This is a genomic window from Streptomyces cavernae, from assembly GCF_004023625.1.
GTDB classification, from domain to species: Bacteria; Actinomycetota; Actinomycetes; order Streptomycetales; family Streptomycetaceae; genus Streptomyces; species Streptomyces cavernae.
Window position 1 is genome coordinate 252774 of record NZ_RPDJ01000002.1, and the last position, 18150, is coordinate 270923.

Sequence of the window (18150 nt, forward strand, 5' to 3'; positions counted from 1 at the left end):
GGGTGGCCACGGCCGCCGTCAACCCGTACGGCGGCCCCACGGCCTGCGTTCAAAGCTGGAGTGATGCATACGCACCTGATGCGAAGTGTTTACCTTTACGCGCCGCCCACCGCCGTGAGCAGCGCCAACGGAGTGGCCGCCGCACGTGATCCGCGGACGCACGCGTGCGGGTACGGCACCGGTTCGCGACGCGTGTCGCGACCGTACCCGGCGAGCACCTCCGGCAGCCGGTGACCGGACGCCGTCGCCGCGTCCACCAGCGCGTGCGCCACCGTCCGCGCCTCGTCGTGCAGCCCGTAGCGGGCGAGGCCCAGCGCGATCAGCGCGTTGTCGTGCGGCCAGACCGAGCCGCGGTGGTACGACAGCGGGTGGTACGCCGACTGCCCGGAGGCCAGCGTGCGCACGCCCCAGCCGGAGAAGAAGTCGGGCTCGAGGAGCCGTCGGCCGACCGCCTCCCCGTACTCCTTGTCCAGCAGCCCCGACCACAGCAGATGACCGGCGTCCGAGGCGAGCGCGTCCAGACGGTTGCCCTCGCCGTCCAGTGCGAGCGCCGGGAACTCCCGGTCCGCCATCCAGAAGTCGCGCTGGAAACGGTCCCGCAGATCGGCCGCCGCCTGCTCCAGCAGTTGGGCGTAGACGTCGTCGCCCCAGACCGTGCGGGCCACCGTGGCGGTCCGGCGCAGCGCGTCGTAGGCGTACCCCTGTGCGCCCGCCGCGAGTACCGCCCCGCCGGCCCGTGTGCCGTCGGAGGCGCAGATGGCGCCGGGGGAGTCCTTCCAGTTCTGGTTGGCGAGCCCGCCCTCGTCGGCGCGGTAGACGAGATAGCCGCGCGAGGTCAGGCCGCCGTGGTCCAGCATCCACTCGACCGCGGCCCGTGCGTGTGACTCCAAACGGCGGGCGAGGCCGGTGTCCCCGGTCTGTTCGGTGTACGCGCCGAGGAGCACCAGGAACAGCGGGGTCGAGTCGACCGAGCCGTAGTAACGCCCGTACGGCACCTGTCCGAAGTGCGCCAGTTCGCCGTGCCGGACCTCGTGCACGATCTTGCCCGGCTGGGCCACCATGCCCCTGCCGGTCGCTCCGGGCGCTCCGGCCTGCGTGGCGGCGAGCGCGAGGATCGTGGCCGCGGCCGACCGCGGCCGGTACGGCAGCATGAACAGCGAGGCCAGCAGGGCGTCCCGGCCGAGCAGCGCGAGGAACCACGGGACCCCGGCCGCGGGTACGCGCAGGTCCTCGCCGTCCGGCCCGGTCGCGGGCACCTGCAGCACCGCCAGGTCCGCGAGCCCCCGCGCGCACACGGCGGCGAGCTCCCGCCAGCCCGTCGGGAAGGCGACACCCTCCGCGAACTCGCCCTCACGGGCCTGGATGCGCTCCATGACGTCGGCGGGGGAGCGGGGCATCCGGGGTTGCGGCGTGCCGTGCGGGCGGGCCGCCACCCGCAGCGTCACCTCGGCCGAACCGTGCGGCTGGAGCTCCAGCGTCCACACCAGCCGGCGGGCACCGGTGCCGGTCTCCTCGACGTTGTCCGGGGCGGGCTCGGCGGTGACCGTGGTGGATGAGGTCCACTCGCCTCGTCGGTACCGGAACTCCACGCCGTCGTCGAGTACTTGGCGGGTGCGCACGGTGCCGGACTTGACGTACGTACGGTGGTCCGAACGCAGCTCGAACTGGTCGGTGAAGTCCACGTCGACGGTGAGGGCGATCCGTACCGTCGTCGGCGTCGGACGGTTGCCGGTCACCCGCAGGGTCTCCACCAACCCGCCTTCCGCGACGGCCTGTTCGCGGAACAGGGTGTACGCGGGCGGTTCCTGCCGGCCGCCGCGCGGCACCAGCACACACCGCGCGGTGTCCCCGTCCGAGACCGGCGCCAGGGTCTCCGGCACGGCCCCGTCGACCGTCAGCTGCCAGCGGCTGAGGTGGCGGGCGTCCCGTACGAAGAGACCGTCCGGTGCGCCGGAGCCGCGCACCCCGCTGATGTCGCCGCTGTCGCCGACGCTGGCGAACGTTCCGCCGTGCACAAGCAGATGGTGTCGGTCCGTCATCGCCGTTCCCCTCCCCTGTCACTCGGGTCGAAAGTGCCGAAACGCGCGGGGGACAGCCCGCCCCCGAAGGGTTCGCTGAGCAGGTCGAGGGTGAGCGCGGCGGTCCAGCTGAAGCCGCGCGCACCACAGGCCTCACCGGTGTACGGGTCCACGTACTCCGCGAACCCGGACTCCTCGGCGGTCCTGACCATCGAACCGCGCAGCGTGTCCGCCTGCGCGTGCTCGCCGTGCAGCCTGAGGCCGCGTTCCAGCAGCCAGTTGACGTTGAACCAGGCGGGCCCGCGCCAGTACCGGTGCCGGTCGAAGGCGTGCCCGGTGAGGTCGTAGCTCGGCACCAGCCGGGCGACGCCGCCGAGCCCGAAGCGGGGCCCGCGCAGGGTCCGGACGAGGGCGGCGGCGATGTCGGGCGGCAGCGCGGGCAGCACCAGCGGGACCAGCCCGGCGACACCGCGCTCGGGAATCAGACCGCCGTCGAGCACGTCCCGGCAGAGGAACATCCCCTCCGCCGGGTCCCACAGCCGCTCCACCAGCGCGGCCGTGAGGCGTTCCGCACGGGCGTGCCGGGCCGTGCCGGGGGCGCCCAGCTCCGCGGCGATCCGGGCCAGCGCGTGCTCGGAGGCGATGAGCAGGGCGTTGAACGCGGGGTCCTCGACCGCGAACTCCCCTGCGCCGTCCGCGTAGCCCCGGTCCCGGTAGTCCGTCGCCAGCCGGACGTAACGGCCGTAGTCGAGGTCGGTGGGCCGGTCCTCGGCGTCGCCGTGGTCGAGGTCCGCGCGCTGGAAGGAGTGCCGGGCGGCCGGGGTGACCCGGGACAGCGGCGCGTCCCAGGACGGGGCGTTGTCCATGCCCTGCTCCCAGGGGTGCACCACCGAGACGAGCCCGCCGCCGCCGAGGTCACGGCGGTGCAGCAGATAGCGGTGCCAGGCCGCGAGCTTCGGATAGACGCGGGGCAGGAAGGAACGCGCCCGGGACAGCCCCGGGTCGGCCAGGTGGACCAGCCAGGCGGCCAGCGCGTGCACCGGCGGCTGGACGATCCCGGAGGTCTGCGTGGTGCGGGGCGCCCCGGCCGCCCGGCCCGCCTTGGCCGAACGCCAGAAGTCGGGGCTGGGAAAATAGGCGTCGAGCGGGACGGAGGGGTTGAACACGATGTGCGGGATCCGGCCGTCGCCCCACTGGGCGGCGAGCAGTGTCTCCAGTTCCACCTGCGCCCGCAGTGGCGACAGGTGCCGCAGCCCTATCGCGATGAACGCCGAGTCCCAGGACCACTGGTGTGGGTACAGGCTCCGTGACGGCACGGTGGACGAGCCCGTCCAGTTGCCGTTCAGCACGCGGGCTGCCTTGCCCATGAGGCGCGGCGGCGCGGTGAGGACCGTACGGTCCAGGGTCGGCCGGGCGGTGCGGTACACGCGGGTTCTCCCCTTGCCGCGGCGGGCCGTGTCCGGCCCGCGGGTCTGGTGTGTGCCGGTCGGGTATGCGCCGGTTCCGGATCCGCCAGTTCCACACCTGGCCAGTTCCGTAATCGGCATCCGGCAGTTACGTCTATTTAACATGCAAAACCCAGGATGTAACGCACGTTTGATGAACACAAGGGGGTGCTCATGACGGCGAGGGCTTCCGGCCAGGCGAGTGCGGGAGAGCTGTTGCAGCTGGTGCGCAGCGGGCGGGCCACGACCCGTGGGGCGCTCCAGCGGGCGACCGGACTCTCCCGGGCCACGGTCGGCCAGCGACTGGACCGGCTCTTCCGCGCGGGCTGGCTGCGCGAGGGCGCCGGGGGCCCGGTGGACTCCCCGCTCGGCGGGCGCCCGGCGATGACGCTGGAGTTCGACGACGCGCATGCCGTCGTCCTCGCCGCGGACCTGGACACCCGGCACGCCCGCGCCGCGGTCCTCACCCTGACCGGCGAGATCCTGGCCGAACAGCACGATGCCCTGCTCATCGACGACGGCCCCGAGGCGGTCCTCGGCGAGCTGGGCCGCTGGTTCGCGGAGCTCCTGCGGAAGTCGGCGGCCGCGCCCGGCAGTGTGTGCGGCATCGGCCTCGCCGTGCCCGGTCCGGTGGACAGCGAGACCGGCCGGGTGGTGCAGCCGCCGATCATGCCCGGCTGGGACGGCTACGACATACGCTCTCGCCTCGCCCGCGCCTTCACCGAGCACACCGGCGGGCCGGCGGTCCCCGTTCTGGTCGACAACGACGCCAACCTCATGGCCTACGGGGAGCAGCGTGTCTTGTACCCCGACTGCTCGGCGCTCGTGCTGGTGAAGGTCTCCACCGGCATCGGCGCGGGGGTGATCGTCGACGGGACCGTATACCGGGGCATCGACGGCGGGGCGGGCGACATCGGGCACATCCGGGTGGGTGCCGAGGCGCTGTGCCGGTGCGGTTCGTACGGCTGTCTGGCCGCTGTCGCCAGTGGCGGCGCGGTCGCCCGCCGGCTCGCCGCGCAGGGCGTGCCCGCCGCGTCCGGCTCGGACGTGCGGGACCTGCTGGCGGCCGGCCATCCCGAGGCCGCGGCCCTGGCCCGGGAGGCCGGACGGCAGGTCGGTGACGTCCTGGCGACCGTGGTGACCCTGCTCAACCCCGGAGTCCTGGTGATCGCGGGGGACCTGGCCGGAACCCCGTTCCTCACGGGTGTCCGGGAGCTGCTGTACCAGCGGGCGCTCCCGCGCTCCACCGCGAGACTGGACGTGGTCACGTCCCGTCTCGGGGAACAGGCGGGGTTGGTAGGGGCCGGTGCGCTGGTGGTGGAGCACCTCTACGCACCGGAACGGGTGGAGGAGCGCCTGGCGGCGCTCGGGGTCTGAGGCGTGGTGTGAGGGTGTGTCCCTCCGAGCTCTTCGGCCCGGTATGTGTCCTGCGTGTGACGAGGTCGCGTCCTCGTCCGCATGGTGAAACCCGCCCAGTCGAAGTAGCGTGATTCTCGCCACCCCTGATTGGGGTTGCGCTCATATGAGCGCTCAGACGCAAGGTGTACTTCTCCAATGAGTGGCACTGAGTGCCACCGTTTGATCGTTCATCGATTGAAATCGAATGCGCCGCTTGGCGCTCGTATGAGCACCTAAACCCGCAATCGGGTATGGGTCGCTTCAAGAAGTAAACACAAGCCGTTCGCTTAGTTGAATCGGGCTACCTTTCGATCTACTGGCGGACGAGTGGTTACGTCCGTATGACGCGCAAGTGGACGTACCCAGATGCCTTCGATCTGGGTATGTTCCTCGCCGTCAGGGCAGCCACCGCGACGTCGAGGAGTCGAGACTCGTGTCGGAAAACAAAGAACCCCGCACAGTGAAGTTCGTCTACGACTTCACCGAGGGAAACAAGGACCTCAAGGACCTCCTGGGTGGCAAAGGTGCCAACCTCGCCGAAATGACCAACCTGGGGCTTCCTGTTCCCCCCGGCTTCACCATCACCACGGAAGCCTGCAAGGTCTACCTCGACAGCGGCGAAGAGCCGGTGGCACTCCGTGACGAGGTGACTGCCCACCTCGACGCCCTCGAGCAGAAGATGGGCAAGAAGCTCGGCCAGCCCGACAACCCGCTGCTCGTATCCGTACGCTCCGGCGCGAAGTTCTCCATGCCCGGCATGATGGACACCGTCCTCAACATCGGCCTCGGCGACAAGTCCGTCCAGGGCCTCGCCAAGCAGGCCGGCGACGAACGCTTCGCCTGGGACTCCTACCGCCGGCTCATCCAGATGTTCGGCAAGACCGTCCTCGGCATCGACGGCGAACTCTTCGAGGACGCGCTGGAGGCGGCCAAGTCGGCCAAAAAGGTCCAGGTCGACACCGACCTCGAGGCGACCGACCTCAAGAAGCTCGTCACCAAGTTCAAGAAGATCGTCAAGACCGAGGCGGGCCGGGACTTCCCGCAGGACCCGCGCGAGCAGATGGACCTCGCCATCAAGGCCGTCTTCGACTCCTGGAACGGCGACCGCGCCAAGCTCTACCGCCGCCAGGAGCGCATTCCGCACGACCTCGGCACCGCCGTCAACGTGTGCTCCATGGTCTTCGGCAACCTCGGGCCCGACTCCGGCACGGGCGTCGCCTTCACCCGCGACCCCGCCTCCGGCCACCAGGGCGTCTACGGCGACTACCTGCAGAACGCACAGGGCGAGGACGTCGTCGCGGGCATCCGCAACACCGTCCCGCTCGCCGAGCTGGAGCAGATCGACAAGAAGTCCTACGACCAGCTGATGCAGATCATGGAGACGCTGGAGAACCACTACAAGGACCTCTGCGACATCGAGTTCACCATCGAGCGCGGCCAGCTCTGGATGCTGCAGACCCGCGTCGGCAAGCGCACCGCCGGTGCCGCCTTCCGTATCGCGACCCAGCTGGTGGACCAGGGCCTGATCGACGAGGCCGAGGCGCTCCAGCGCGTCAACGGCGCCCAGCTCGCGCAGCTGATGTTCCCGCGCTTCGACGAGGACGCGAAGGTGCAGATGATCGGCCGGGGCATCGCCGCCTCGCCGGGCGCCGCCGTGGGCAAGGCGGTCTTCGACTCCTACACCGCCATCAAGTGGTCGCGCTCCGGCGAGAAGGTCATCCTGATCCGCCGCGAGACCAACCCCGACGACCTCGACGGCATGATCGCTGCCGAGGGCATCCTCACCTCCCGCGGCGGCAAGACCTCCCACGCGGCCGTCGTCGCCCGCGGCATGGGCAAGACCTGTGTCTGCGGCGCCGAGGAGCTCGAAGTCGACACCAAGCGGCGGCGGTTGACCGTGAACGGCACGGTGGTCGAGGAGGGCGACGTCATCTCCATCGACGGCTCCAGCGGCAAGGTGTACCTGGGCGAGGTCCCGGTCGTGCCCTCCCCGGTCGTCGAGTACTTCGAGGGCCGGATGCACGCCGGCGCCGACGACGCCGACGAACTCGTCGAGGCGGTGCACCGCATCATGGCCTTCGCGGACCGCAAGCGCCGGCTGCGCGTACGGGCCAACGCGGACAATGCCGAGGACGCGCTGCGCGCCCGCCGGTTCGGCGCCCAGGGCATCGGTCTGTGCCGCACCGAGCACATGTTCCTCGGCGACCGCCGCGAGCTGGTGGAACGCCTCATCCTCGCCGACTCGGAGGCAGAGCGCGAGGAGTCCCTGAAGGAGCTTCTCCCGCTTCAGAAGCAGGACTTCGTCCAGCTCTTCGAGGCGACGGACGGACTCCCGGTCACGATCCGTCTCCTCGACCCGCCGCTGCACGAATTCCTCCCCGACATCACGGAGTTGTCGGTCCGCGTCGCGCTCGCCGAGTCCCGCAAGGACGCCAACGAGAACGATCTGCGCCTCCTGCAGGCCGTCCACCGCCTGCACGAGCAGAACCCGATGCTGGGCCTGCGCGGTGTCCGCCTCGGTCTGGTCATCCCCGGTCTGTTCACCATGCAGGTACGGGCGATCGCGGAGGCGGCGGCGGAACGCAAGGCGGCGAAGGGCGACCCGCGCGCCGAGATCATGATCCCGCTCGTCGGCACGGTCCAGGAGCTGGAGATCGTGCGCGAGGAGGCGGACGAGGTCATCGCCGAGGTCGAGGCGGCCACGGGGACGAAGCTGAAGCTGGCGATCGGCACGATGATCGAGCTGCCGCGCGCCGCGCTGACGGCGGGTCAGATCGCCGAGGCCGCCCAGTTCTTCTCCTTCGGCACCAACGACCTCACGCAGACGGTCTGGGGCTTCAGCCGGGACGACGTGGAGGCATCGTTCTTCACCGCGTACCTGGAAAAGGGCATCTTCGGTGTCTCCCCCTTCGAGACGATCGACAAGGACGGCGTGGGCTCCCTGGTCAAGGCCGCCGCCGAGGCCGGCCGCGCCACCCGCCCGGACCTCAAGCTCGGCGTCTGCGGCGAGCACGGCGGCGACCCGGAGTCGGTCCACTTCTTCCACGAGGTGGGTCTGGACTACGTCTCCTGCTCCCCGTTCCGCATCCCGGTCGCACGCCTCGAGGCGGGCCGCGCGGCCTCGACCTCGACGGGCAGCGACCACCGCTAGGCCCTCACCGCCAGGCCCTCACGGGCCTGACAGACCCCGGAGCCGTCGTCGGTAACCTCGACCCTCACCGACGATCACGAACGGCTCCGGACCTCGAAGAGAGGGCGGCATCCTGTGCGGGGATGCCGCCCTCTCGCCGTGCGCGAGCCTCTCCGGCTCAGCCGGCCGCCCGGCGCTGCCGGAATTCGTGGACGTCGGCGGTGAGCGTGCCGTCGTGTTGTTCGTAGTGGGAAAGGGCGAGTCCGAGGCCGAAGAAGGTGGGGGCCCATTCTCCGACGAAGATGCCCCATCGGTCGGCGCGGGCGAGGCCGGTGCCGGGCTCTGCTGTGAGGCTGGTCATCCATGCGGCGACGGTGAGGCCGATGGAGGTGAAAGCGGCCATGTAGGCGTGCTCGCTGCGGACGCCCATTTCGTGCATTCTCTTGATGATCATGGTGTGCTCCCGGTCGGGTGCCGGTCGTGCGGTTGGTTTCCTGAGGTCCTGGCGGCCCGGAAAACTGCACGTCACGGACCTTTGATCCCAGCAGTGGCCAGGCCCTCGGCAGGTGCTGCCTACAGCTGGAGTGCCCCCTTTTTCCTGGACGGCACCCATTCCCGGACAAATCGCCCATCGCTTTTCGTGTCACCACTGCTTCACCTGCCGGACCGCGCGGGACGCCCAGCCGGGTGGACGCCCCGCGCGGATACGCGTCAGGCCCGGAACGGCCCCGTCACCTCATACGTGATCCCGCCCGACGAGCTCCCGCTCGTGCCCCGCTGGCTGGAGAAGTAAAGGCGCCTGCCGTCCGGGGAGAACGCTGGGCCCGTGATCTCCGACGACGACTGGCCGTCGACGCGGAGGAACGGGGCGATCACGTCGTCCGGGGTGATGACGCAGATCTCCATGTTGCCGCCGTCCTCCGCCACGAACAGGTCGCCGGAGGTGGTGCCCGTGACGTTGTCCACCCCCGTCAGCGGGGCCGGGCCGGACGTCACCAAGGAGTCGTCGTAGGCGAGTTCGATGGTCTGCGCCGCCGCGTTGTACTGCCAGACGCGGTTGTCGCCCTTCGTCGTGAACCAGCACGTGTCGTTCGCGTAGTAGCAGCCCTCGCCGCCGTTGAAGCGCTTGGCGCCGGACACCTGGTTGCGGGTGGCGGTGGCGCCCGTCGGGTCCGGGACCCGGGCCCAGGTCACCGGGCCGCTGGTGCCCGTGCCGGCGACCAGGACCTCCAGGGTCCCGGACGACAGGTCGCCCCACGTCGTCGGCCGGAAACGGTAGAAGCAGCCGTCCGACACGTCCTCCGTCATGTAGACGACCCTGCGGACCGGGTCGGCCGCCGCCGCTTCGTGCTTGAAGCGCCCCATCGCCGCGCGGCGGGTGGCCGCGCCGGCGCCCCACGGATCCGTCTCGTACACGTACCCGCGGTCCACCTCCTCGCAGGACAGCCAGGTGTTCCACGGGGTCTTCCCGCCCGCGCAGTTCTGCCGGGTGCCGGAGAGGATGCGGTACGCCGCCGTGATCGCGCCCGTCGACGAGAACTTCACCGCGCTCGCGCCGCCCGACGGGTTGATCTCCGAGTTGGAGACGTAGATCCAGCCGGTGCCGTCCGCGTAACAGGCCCCGCCGTCAGGGGCGTTGTGCCAGGTGTACGACGTACCGCTGACGGTCTGGCCGGAGCGGGCGATCACCCTGCTGGTGAACCCGCTGGGGAGTCTGATGCCGCGCGCGTCCGGTGCGCCGAGCGCTCCGTACGGGCCCGTGCCGGGCTGGGCGGGCGCGGCGTACGCGGCGCCGCGCCACAGGGTTCCGCCGAGTACCGCGGAGGAGCCGCCGATGACGGCCGCACGCAGGAGGTTACGACGTTCCACTTTCGCTCCAAGGGGTGTCGCGACCGGCCCGCCGCCGGTCGGCGGCGGGGCCATGCGCTGACGGACCCTAGGGGCGCCCGATGGATAAGTCATGGCCGCGCGATGGCGAGCCGGTGCGTTCAAGGCGTCTCATCTCTTGAGGTCCTCGTACACCGTCCCCGTCAGCCGCTCCGACTCCTCCCACAGCATTTCCCCCGCCCGGTCGTCCAGGGTCCAGGGGGCCCGCCACGACTTCGCGGGCGAGCCGCGCCAGCCCAGGAACGCCGGGCCGGTGAAGGAGTCGGGGCGGACGTCGGGGGCCGTGGCCGCGTACAGCGTGGGCAGCGCGCCCGCCTCGGCGGACTGGGCGAAGTAGCGGTTGCCGATCCGCATGAAGCGTTCGACCGCCGTGCGGCCCTCCTTGTGGGCGCTCGCGGTCTGCAGGTTGGTGGCGGCGTAACCCGGGTGCGCGGCCGCCGCGACGACCTCCGAGTCGATCGCGGCCAAGCGGCGCGCCAACTCGTGCACGAACAGCAGGTTCGCCGTCTTCGAGCGCCCGTACGCGGTCCAACGGCCGTACTTCCGCTCGTTGTTGAGGTCCGTGATGTCGATGTTGGCCGCCGCGTGCATCGTGCTCGACACACTCACCACCCGCGCCCCGGGGGTGCCGAGCAGTAGCGGCAACAGCAGCCCGGTCAGCGCGAAGTGGCCGAGGTGGTTGACGCCGAACTGGGTCTCGAAGCCATCCGTGGTCCGCCCGCGCGGCACCGCCATCACGCCCGCGTTGTTGATGAGCAGGGCCAGGTCGTCGTGCTCGCGGCGGTAGGCCGCCGCGAAGTCACCTACGGAACCCAGGTCGCCGAGGTCCAGTCGGATGAACTCGGCCCGGGCGTCAGGTACTTCCGCCCGCAGCCGGTCGAGGGCCCGTACCGCGCGGGACTCGTCGCGACAGGCGAGCACGACATGTGCCCCGCGCTCGGCCAGGGCGCGTGCCGTGGGGTAACCGATTCCGCTGTTCGCCCCGGTCACCACGGCGGTGCGGCCGCTCTGGTCGGGGATGTCGCTCGTGTTCCAGCCGGCCATGGCTGATCTCCCTGTTCCGACGGCGATGGGGACGGGCCCTTTGGATGGGGCCTCAGCCTAGAAGCGGTCGCCCGGATGTGGTGCGGTCCGGGTCTCGCAGATTTTGTATGACCCTTGCCTGACTTCGGGTTCACCCTGGGCCCGGCCGTGGTCGGTGCGATCGCCCTCAGCCGGGCGGCACAGGAGATCAGCGACAAGGTGACGTCCACCCCGGCACTGAGTCGGGCACTGGAGGCCTTCAAAGCCTCGGCGGCCTCGGCCCCGGCCGGACAGCGGGAGGCGGTGGAGGGCGCCGTCGCGGCGGTCAACTCCGGCCCGCTCGGCGCCAACGCCGTACCCGCGACCGTCCCCCTGCCCGACGGATCGACGGTTCCGTTCAATCCGCTGAAGGAGACCGCCTTCCACGCACTGGGGCAACGCCTACTCGCTCGGCTATCTGATCGTCGGGCTGTGCGCGGTCGCGGTCGCGGTCGTGGCCATGGTCCTCATCGGCGGACGGCGAACGGACACGTTGATCACGGAGGAGTCGCTGAACGACTGACCCACCGCCCGCAGCCGCTGACGGCCCGGGGCTCGGTGGCCGGGGGCTCGGTGGCCGGGGGCCTGCGACGGCGGAAGCCCGGCGGCACGGATCCCCGAAGTGGGGCGTGCCGCCGGGCTCGAGCCCGGGCCATAGGGGAGACCCGGGCGGTCAGCGTGACGCGTACTGGTCCGCGTAGTCGTCCGGCATCGGACGGGTGTCCAGGTAGAACCACTCGGCCGTCGGGCCCGGCATCGGACGGTCCATGCCGTGACCCGTCGCCCGACCCGTCCCCTGGTTCGCCCACGGGTCGGCGAACGGATCCTGTCCGGGATAGCCGTTGTGATCCTGGAACGGGTCCCCGCCGGAGTAGGAGTTCCCGGCTGCGTACGGGTCCTTGCCCGCGTACACGTCCTTGCCCGCGTACACGTCCCTGTCCGGGTTCTCCCGATCCTCGGCACCCTTCGAGGACAGGCTCTTCGCCGGGCCCGGCATCAGCAGTTCCACGCGCAGACCGAGGCCCCGCTGCTGGGCGGTGAACTCCTCGACCTGGTTGCGGCAGGCGTGGTCGAGGTGGGTGACACCGGTCAGGTCGAGCCGGATGCGCGGCTTGCCCGCCTCGGCGGCCGCCTCCAGGGCCTCGATGACCTGCGGCAGCCGCAGGAACGTCGCGTTGCCGGCCATCACGACCTTCGCCGTGTCCTCCTCGATGTGCTGCTTGATGACCGTCTGCGACATCCGCACGGCCGCGAGGACGATTCCGGCGGCGAGACCGAAGAGGACGCCCTCGAGCAGCGCGGTCGCGAAGATGACCACTGTGGTGAGCGTCATGACGCCGAACTCGCCCCGGTCCTGGCGCCACATCTTCGGGAACTCCTCGGGCGCGAACAGCTTCCAGCCACTGTGCACGAGGACACCGGCGAGCACCGAGATCGGGATCAGGGCCAGCACCTGGGGCAGCAGCAGCGCGAAGGCCAGCAGCCACACACCGTGCAGCACACGCGAGAGCTTCGTCTTGGCGCCGGCCTGGACGTTGGCCGAACTACGGGCCACGACCGCCGTGATGGGCAGCGCGCCGAGGAAGCCGGCCACCGTGTTGCCGGCGCCCTGGGCGATGAGTTCGGGGTTGTAGCGGGTGCGCGGGCCGCTGTGCATACGGTCCACGGCGGCGGCGGTGAACAGCGACTCCGCCGAGGCGATCACCGTGAAGGTGAGGATGGCGGTGATGATGCCGGGGTCCGCCAGGCCCGCGAACTGCTCGGCGCCGGGCACGTCGACGGAGGCCAGCAGATTGCCCACCTGCAGCGTCTTGATGTTCACGCCGGGCAGGGAGGCGACCGCGATGCCGATGCCGACGGCGACCAGTGCGGCCGGGACCTTCTTGACCGGTCCGGGCACCTTCTTCCACAGGAAGCTGAGCACGATCGTGACGATGCCGAGCCCGGCGGCGATCAACGCCTGCGGGTTGGTCGCGGTGTCCGCGATCAGCCCGGGCAGGCCGGCCACGTTCTCGATCGGGGTGCCGGGAGCCTTTGCGTCGGACATCGGGTAGACCTGGCTGAACATCAGCGGCAGCCCGATGCCGGCGAGCATGCCCTGGACGACGGCGAGGGAGATCGCCTGGAAGAACCGGCCCATACGGAGCAGGCCGAGGGCGATCTGCAGGATGCCGGAGAACAGGACGATCACGCCGAGCATCGCCACGCCGAACTCAAGCACGGTCTCCGCGACGAGCGCGGCGAGACCGGCGGCCGGGCCGCTGACCTGGAGGGTGCTGCCGCGTGCCGCGCCGACCACCAGACCACCGATGACACCGGAGATGATGCCGAGTTCGGCGGAGACCCCGGAGGCGACGGCGACACCGATGCACAGGGGCAGGGCGACGAGGAAGACGACGAGGGAGGCGGTGATCTCGGTGGCGAGGTCGGACTTCGGCGCCGACTTCGACGACTTCCCGGCCTTCGACGACCTGGCGGATCCCCCCTTCAGGAACCCCGACATCAAGGGACCGGTATTCGGAGGTGGTTCGGAGGCCCCGGGCTCGGGCCCGTGAGCGGGGTGACCGGGTCCCTGCGTGAATCCCTGCGGGAACCCCTGTGCCCCTTGTCCCTGCGTCCCTTGCCCCTGAACCCCTTGCCCCTGAACCCCTTGGCCCTGTGCCGCTTGTGTCCCCTGCGTCCCGTACAGGAACTGCTCCGCCTGGACGGCCTGCGCGGCCTGCGCCGCCCGCTCGGCCCGTTCGGCGCGGGAGGACGGCTTGCCGTGCGCGGGGTAACGCCCGCGTGCGTGCGTCCCGCTCATGCGGCGTGCACCCGGAAGCTGCCGTCCTCGTCCAGCTCCTGCACCCGGCCGGTGTCGATCTCGTAGTACCAGCCGTGCAGCCGCAGGGTGTCCGCCTCGAGCCGCTGCTTGACGGAGGGGTAACTCCGCAGGGTCACAAGCTGGTTGACGACGTTGTGCTGGACGACGTCCGCGAGCGAGGCCCGGGCCGCGGAGGAGTCGATCACCGGGGCCAGTTCCGGACGGGCCAGCTCCAGCCAGGCGTCAACTCCGGGCAGCGCCGACAGGTCGTCACCGGACCTGATGGCACCCATCGCGCCGCAGTGGGAATGGCCACAGACGATGACGTCCTGAACGCCGAGCACCTCCAGTGCGTACTCGATGGTGGCGGCCTCGCCGGAGGCGCCCTGCTGTCCGAATGGCGGAACGATATTGCCGGCGTTCCGCAGCTCGAATATTTCCCCGGGCCGTGCGCCCGTGATCAGGGCGGGTATGACCCGGGAGTCCGAGCAGGTAATGAACAATGCCTCCGGATATTGACCTTCGGCCAGTTTCCGGTATTCGCCGCTCTCGAAATCAACCCGTCGCTTGAACGAGCGCGCGCGGTCCAGCAATGCCTTCATCTGTTCCTCCCGGCATGTGGTGCAACCTGCAACGATGTGAGGTTCGCGCAGGTCAGTGGGGGTGAAACTGGTCGAGCGTGGGGTTCGATCAGGTCTGCCAACACCGTAGAGGGACGTCTGGTAGACGAAGGTTAAGGGAACACTAAAGCGCGGCCAGTAATGGCCCATACTTTGTCCGGTCGCGATAACGCGAGACCAACACCGCACGTCGGCCAACGGATTCTGAGCGACTGCTCACATTGAGCCGGATTCAGGCGACGCGTCATTGACGACTCTTGTAGCGTGTCAACTACACGGCACGGAGTGTGCAGCTCCGCGACACGTAATTCGTGCTGTCCGGATTCATGGAGAGACAGGACGTATGGGCGTACGAGTGCTGCTCATCGAGGACGACGCGACGATCGCCGAGCCGCTCGTCGAGGGACTGGCGCACTTCGGGCTGACGGTGCATCACGTCAGCAACGGAACCGACGGGTTGAGAGGACCGTACGGCGATGTCGTCCTGCTCGACCTCGGGTTGCCCGACATGGACGGCATCGACGTGTGCCGTGGCATCCGGCAGGTCTCGGACGTCCCGGTCATCATCCTCAGCGCGCGTGGCGAGGAGGCCGACCGGGTCCTGGGTCTGGAACTCGGCGCGGACGACTACCTGGCGAAACCTTTCAGTATCCGTGAGCTGGTGGCACGTGTCCGCGCGGTGACCCGGCGGACCCAACGCGCCCAGGTCGGTACGGACTTCACGGGCGGCCCGTCCGCCGGTCCGTCAACCGGACAGTTCCCCGCGGTCCGGGTCCCGGGCGGCAGCGCCACCGACCCGATGCCCGCGCCTGGGGACTCCACGGGTGCCGGCGGGACGCTCGGAGGCGGGGCGTTCGGCGCCGAGGCCCTGGTCGCTCAGGCGTTCGGGCCGGGGCCGTACGGGGCCGACCGGCCCACCGACGGCACCGACGGGGCCGGGCGTTCGTACGGGACCGACGGAGCAGGTCGCTCGTACGGGACCGACGGGGCCGGGCGCGCATACGGTTCGGAGCCGTCGTACGGGTCCCCGGAGGCCTTCGGGTCCTCGGCTCCAGCCGGGACGTCCGGGTCGTCGTCAGGCTCGTCGTACGGGCCCGAGACGTCGTACGGATCCGGGACCTCGAACGGGTCCGGGGCCTCTTACGGGTCCGGCACGTCGTTCGGTTCCGGGTCGTCGTACGGCGACGGATCGGACACGAAGTACGGCTCGGACGCGACGTACGGCTCGGGTACGTCCTTCGGCTCGGGCGAGTCCTTCGGGGCGGAGCGGACCTACGGATCCGGGAGTACGGACGCGGGGTACGCGTTCGGCGACTCGTCCTCCTTCGGCGATTCACGCTCCTTCGACGGCACCCACCGCACCGATCGCACCAAAGGCACCAACGGCACCAACGCCACCAACGGCACCGACGACACCCATGAGACCCGCTCCCTCGGCGGCGGCCGACGGGGCCGCGGCTCGCGCCGCCGCGGTGCCGACAAAGCACGGTCCCAGGACTCCCCGCTCTCGTACGACTCAACCTCCGCGACCTCCGCGACCTCCGCGACCTCCGGCCCCTTCGAGGCGAGCCCCGTCGGCTCCGCGAGCCCCTCCGGCCAGGGGGCGACCGGCGTGGGCGGTTCGCCGTCGGGGACGCAGCCGGGGCCGCAACCGGGAACGCAGTCGGATTCGCCGTCCGGCCCGCAGTCCGGCCCGCTGGTCGTGGACCGCCGCACCCGTCAGGTCTGGGTGGGCGACTCCCCGGTCTCCCTGACGCCGAAGGAGTTCGAGCTGATCGCGCTCCTCACCGAGGACCCCGGTGCCGTCTACTCGCGGCAGCAGATCCTGGACCGGGTGTGGGACCCGAACTACGAGGGACCGACGAAGACGCTCGACGTCCATGTCGCCACGCTGCGAAGGAAGTTGGGCAACCCGGCCTGGATCCAGACGCTGCGCGGAGTGGGCTTCCGGCTGGCCGTGCAGAACCGCCCGCCGTCCGCAGGCGGCTCGTACACCGGCAACTACGGTGAGTCGTACGGCGATGCGTACGGTGCACAGCCCGGTCCCGGCTCCGGCGCTGCCCCCGGCAGAGGCTACGACGACCCGGGCGGCGGCCCTTACGCGGCGCCCGGCCGCCCGGCGGCCTACCGATGACCCGCCGCCTCCTGCTGAGTTACCTCAGCCTCGCCGCCCTGCTGCTGCTCTGCCTGGAGATCCCGCTGGGCTTCGTCTACTCGCGCAGCGAGCGGGAACGGGTCACCACCCTGGCGATGGACGAGGCCGAGCAGATCGCCGCGTACGCCTCCCTCTCCATCGACATGGGCCGTGCGCGGCAGGAGCTTCCCGAGCGGGTGGCGCGCTGCGCCGAACGTATCGGCGGCGGCAAGGTGGTGATCGTCGACCAGGCCGCACGGCTGATCGCCAGCTCGCACGAGTTGTCCCGGGAGGAGAGCCAAGGGCTGGCCGCCCGTCCCGGGATCGCCGCAGCGTTGCGGGGGACGGCCACCCAGGACGTCCGTACGTCCACCATCGGCGGCGTCCAGTACCTGTCCGTGGCGGCTCCGGTGTCCCACGGCACCAACAAGCAGGGCGCGGTGTGGATCACGCTGCCCACCGAGATGGTGCACGCCCGGGTCCACCACATCTGGCTCCTGCTGGCCGTCGGTGGTCTCACGGCGCTCGTAGCGGTGGCCGGCGTCGGGTTCGGGATCGCCCGCTGGACGGGTCGGCCCATCCGCGAACTGGAGCGCGCGACGCACGAGTTGGCCGAGGGCGGCGCCGCCACACCGGTGGCCATCACCAAGGGGCCGCCGGAGGTCCGCTCCCTGGCCGCGACCTTCAACCGCACCGCGGCCCGGCTGGAACACCTGCTGGCCTCCCAGCGCGCCTTCGCCGGGGAGGCCTCGCACCAGCTCAAGACCCCGCTCGCGGCGCTCCGGCTGCGCCTGGAGAACCTGGAGTCGGACATCGCCCTGCACGCCCGGGGCAGTCTGACCGCCGCGATGACGGAGACCGATCGGCTGGCCCGGATGGTCGAGGGGTTGCTGGCGATGGCCCGGCTGGACGAGAGTGCCGCCGAGCGGGAGCCGGTGCACCTGGACCGGGTCTGCGTGGAGCGGCACCGGGCCTGGGAGCCGCTGTTCGAACAGCATGGTGTCCGGCTGGTCCTGATGGGCGACTACGCCGGACAGGTGCTGGCGGTGCCCGGCGCGGTGGAGCAGATCCTGGACAACCTGCTCTCCAACTCCCTGCGTGTGGCGCCCTTCGGCTCCACCGTCACCATCGACCTCCGCCGCCCGCAGGCTTCCGAACGCCGCTTCCACCACCGTCCCGCCCCCGTCGAACTCCATGTCACGGACGAGGGCCCCGGTATGACGGAGGAACAGCGCCGCCGCGCCTTCGACCGTTTCTGGCGCGCCCCCGACGCCCCCAAGGGCGGCACGGGTCTCGGTCTGGCCCTGGTCCAGCGCCTCGCCCACGCGAGCGGCGGCGAGGTCCTGCTGCGCCAGGCGCCCTACGGAGGGCTGGACGCGGTGGTCCAGCTCCCGTCCGCGGGCGCCCCGGTGCGCAAGGCGGCCGGTCCGCCTCCGGCGCACGACCGGCCGGCGCGACGGCTGGAGACCACCGTGAAGCTCTAGCACGCTCTCGCGACGGCGCGATGATCGGCGACGGCCTGGAATGGGGCGACGGGCCGGTGATCGGCGACGGCCCGGTGACCTGCGACGGCCGGTGATCGACGACGGCCCGGTGACCCCTCCGAGGGGTCACCGGGCCCGCGCCTGCCTGTGGAACGTCGACAGCCTGACG

General features: G+C 70.8%; 10 protein-coding genes and 2 pseudogenes. 5 read left to right on the forward strand and 7 right to left on the reverse strand.

What is annotated here, in order from left to right:
* Nucleotides 1-95: 95 nt before the first annotated feature.
* Together EF387_RS13580 and EF387_RS13585 are read right to left on the reverse strand one after the other, a co-directional pair.
* Entirely contained in the window at nucleotides 96-2039 is a 1944-nt protein-coding gene (locus EF387_RS13580; RefSeq protein WP_128376781.1) for an amylo-alpha-1,6-glucosidase, read from the reverse strand.
* Nucleotides 2036-3385: an amylo-alpha-1,6-glucosidase gene (locus tag EF387_RS13585; RefSeq protein ID WP_238431516.1), complete on the reverse strand. Its 1350-nt coding sequence runs from the start codon at nucleotides 3383-3385 to the stop codon at nucleotides 2036-2038. Before EF387_RS13585 ends, EF387_RS13580 begins: the two co-directional genes overlap by 4 nt.
* 252 nt (nucleotides 3386-3637) lie before the next feature.
* Here EF387_RS13585 and EF387_RS13590 point away from each other — a divergent pair, with 252 nt between their 5' ends.
* Nucleotides 3638-4840 carry an ROK family protein gene (locus tag EF387_RS13590; RefSeq protein WP_128376783.1) on the forward strand — a complete coding sequence of 401 codons (1203 nt, stop codon included), beginning with the start codon at nucleotides 3638-3640 and terminating at the stop codon, nucleotides 4838-4840.
* Between the two features lie 454 nt (nucleotides 4841-5294).
* Nucleotides 5295-8012, forward strand: a complete 2718-nt coding sequence (gene ppdK / locus EF387_RS13595; protein ID WP_128376784.1) for a pyruvate, phosphate dikinase — start codon at nucleotides 5295-5297, stop codon at nucleotides 8010-8012.
* Between the two features lie 157 nt (nucleotides 8013-8169).
* On the opposite strand, the gene EF387_RS13600 is transcribed toward ppdK, so the two are convergent.
* The 5 genes from EF387_RS13600 to EF387_RS13620 form a co-directional block, all read right to left on the reverse strand.
* On the reverse strand, nucleotides 8170-8445 hold the full coding sequence (locus tag EF387_RS13600; protein ID WP_128376785.1) for a hypothetical protein: 276 nt from the start codon (nucleotides 8443-8445) through the stop codon (nucleotides 8170-8172).
* Nucleotides 8446-8702: 257 nt separating this feature from the next.
* A complete protein-coding gene (locus EF387_RS13605) occupies nucleotides 8703-9860 on the reverse strand; it encodes an alkaline phosphatase PhoX (RefSeq protein WP_128376786.1) in 1158 nt (385 codons plus the stop codon).
* Between the two features lie 129 nt (nucleotides 9861-9989).
* A complete protein-coding gene (locus EF387_RS13610; RefSeq protein WP_128376787.1) occupies nucleotides 9990-10922 on the reverse strand; it encodes an oxidoreductase in 933 nt (310 codons plus the stop codon).
* A gap of 691 nt (nucleotides 10923-11613) precedes the next feature.
* Nucleotides 11614-13443, reverse strand: coding sequence for a SulP family inorganic anion transporter (locus EF387_RS13615; protein ID WP_128376788.1), 1830 nt, complete (start codon nucleotides 13441-13443; stop codon nucleotides 11614-11616).
* A 296-nt stretch (nucleotides 13444-13739) separates the two neighbouring features.
* The gene (locus EF387_RS13620) at nucleotides 13740-14345 is read right to left on the reverse strand and encodes a carbonic anhydrase (protein ID WP_128376789.1); all 606 of its coding nucleotides are present in this window, start codon (nucleotides 14343-14345) and stop codon (nucleotides 13740-13742) included.
* Nucleotides 14346-14706: 361 nt separating this feature from the next.
* Here EF387_RS13620 and EF387_RS13625 point away from each other — a divergent pair.
* The 3 genes and pseudogenes from EF387_RS13625 to EF387_RS13635 form a co-directional block, all read left to right on the forward strand.
* Nucleotides 14707-15070 (forward strand): annotated as a pseudogene (locus EF387_RS13625) (response regulator transcription factor); the annotation flags it as partial.
* Between the two features lie 983 nt (nucleotides 15071-16053).
* Nucleotides 16054-16344 (forward strand): annotated as a pseudogene (locus EF387_RS49725) (winged helix-turn-helix domain-containing protein); the annotation flags it as partial.
* A gap of 149 nt (nucleotides 16345-16493) precedes the next feature.
* Nucleotides 16494-17981, forward strand: coding sequence for a sensor histidine kinase (locus tag EF387_RS13635; RefSeq protein WP_128376790.1), 1488 nt, complete (start codon nucleotides 16494-16496; stop codon nucleotides 17979-17981).
* Nucleotides 17982-18150: the final 169 nt, after the last annotated feature.

Bases quoted from the DNA above. Each gene is read 5' to 3' on its own strand.
- EF387_RS13610 (WP_128376787.1), bottom strand. From the start codon at position 10,922: ATGGCCGGCTGGAACACGAGCGACATCCCCGACCAGAGCGGCCGCACC.
- EF387_RS13615 (WP_128376788.1), bottom strand. From the start codon at position 13,443: ATGTCGGGGTTCCTGAAGGGGGGATCCGCCAGGTCGTCGAAGGCCGGG.
- EF387_RS13585 (WP_238431516.1), bottom strand. From the start codon at position 3,385: ATGGGCAAGGCAGCCCGCGTGCTGAACGGCAACTGGACGGGCTCGTCC.
- EF387_RS13635 (WP_128376790.1), top strand. From the start codon at position 16,494: ATGACCCGCCGCCTCCTGCTGAGTTACCTCAGCCTCGCCGCCCTGCTG.
- EF387_RS13600 (WP_128376785.1), bottom strand. From the start codon at position 8,445: ATGATCATCAAGAGAATGCACGAAATGGGCGTCCGCAGCGAGCACGCC.
- EF387_RS13620 (WP_128376789.1), bottom strand. From the start codon at position 14,345: ATGAAGGCATTGCTGGACCGCGCGCGCTCGTTCAAGCGACGGGTTGAT.
- EF387_RS13590 (WP_128376783.1), top strand. From the start codon at position 3,638: ATGACGGCGAGGGCTTCCGGCCAGGCGAGTGCGGGAGAGCTGTTGCAG.
- EF387_RS13580 (WP_128376781.1), bottom strand. From the start codon at position 2,039: ATGACGGACCGACACCATCTGCTTGTGCACGGCGGAACGTTCGCCAGC.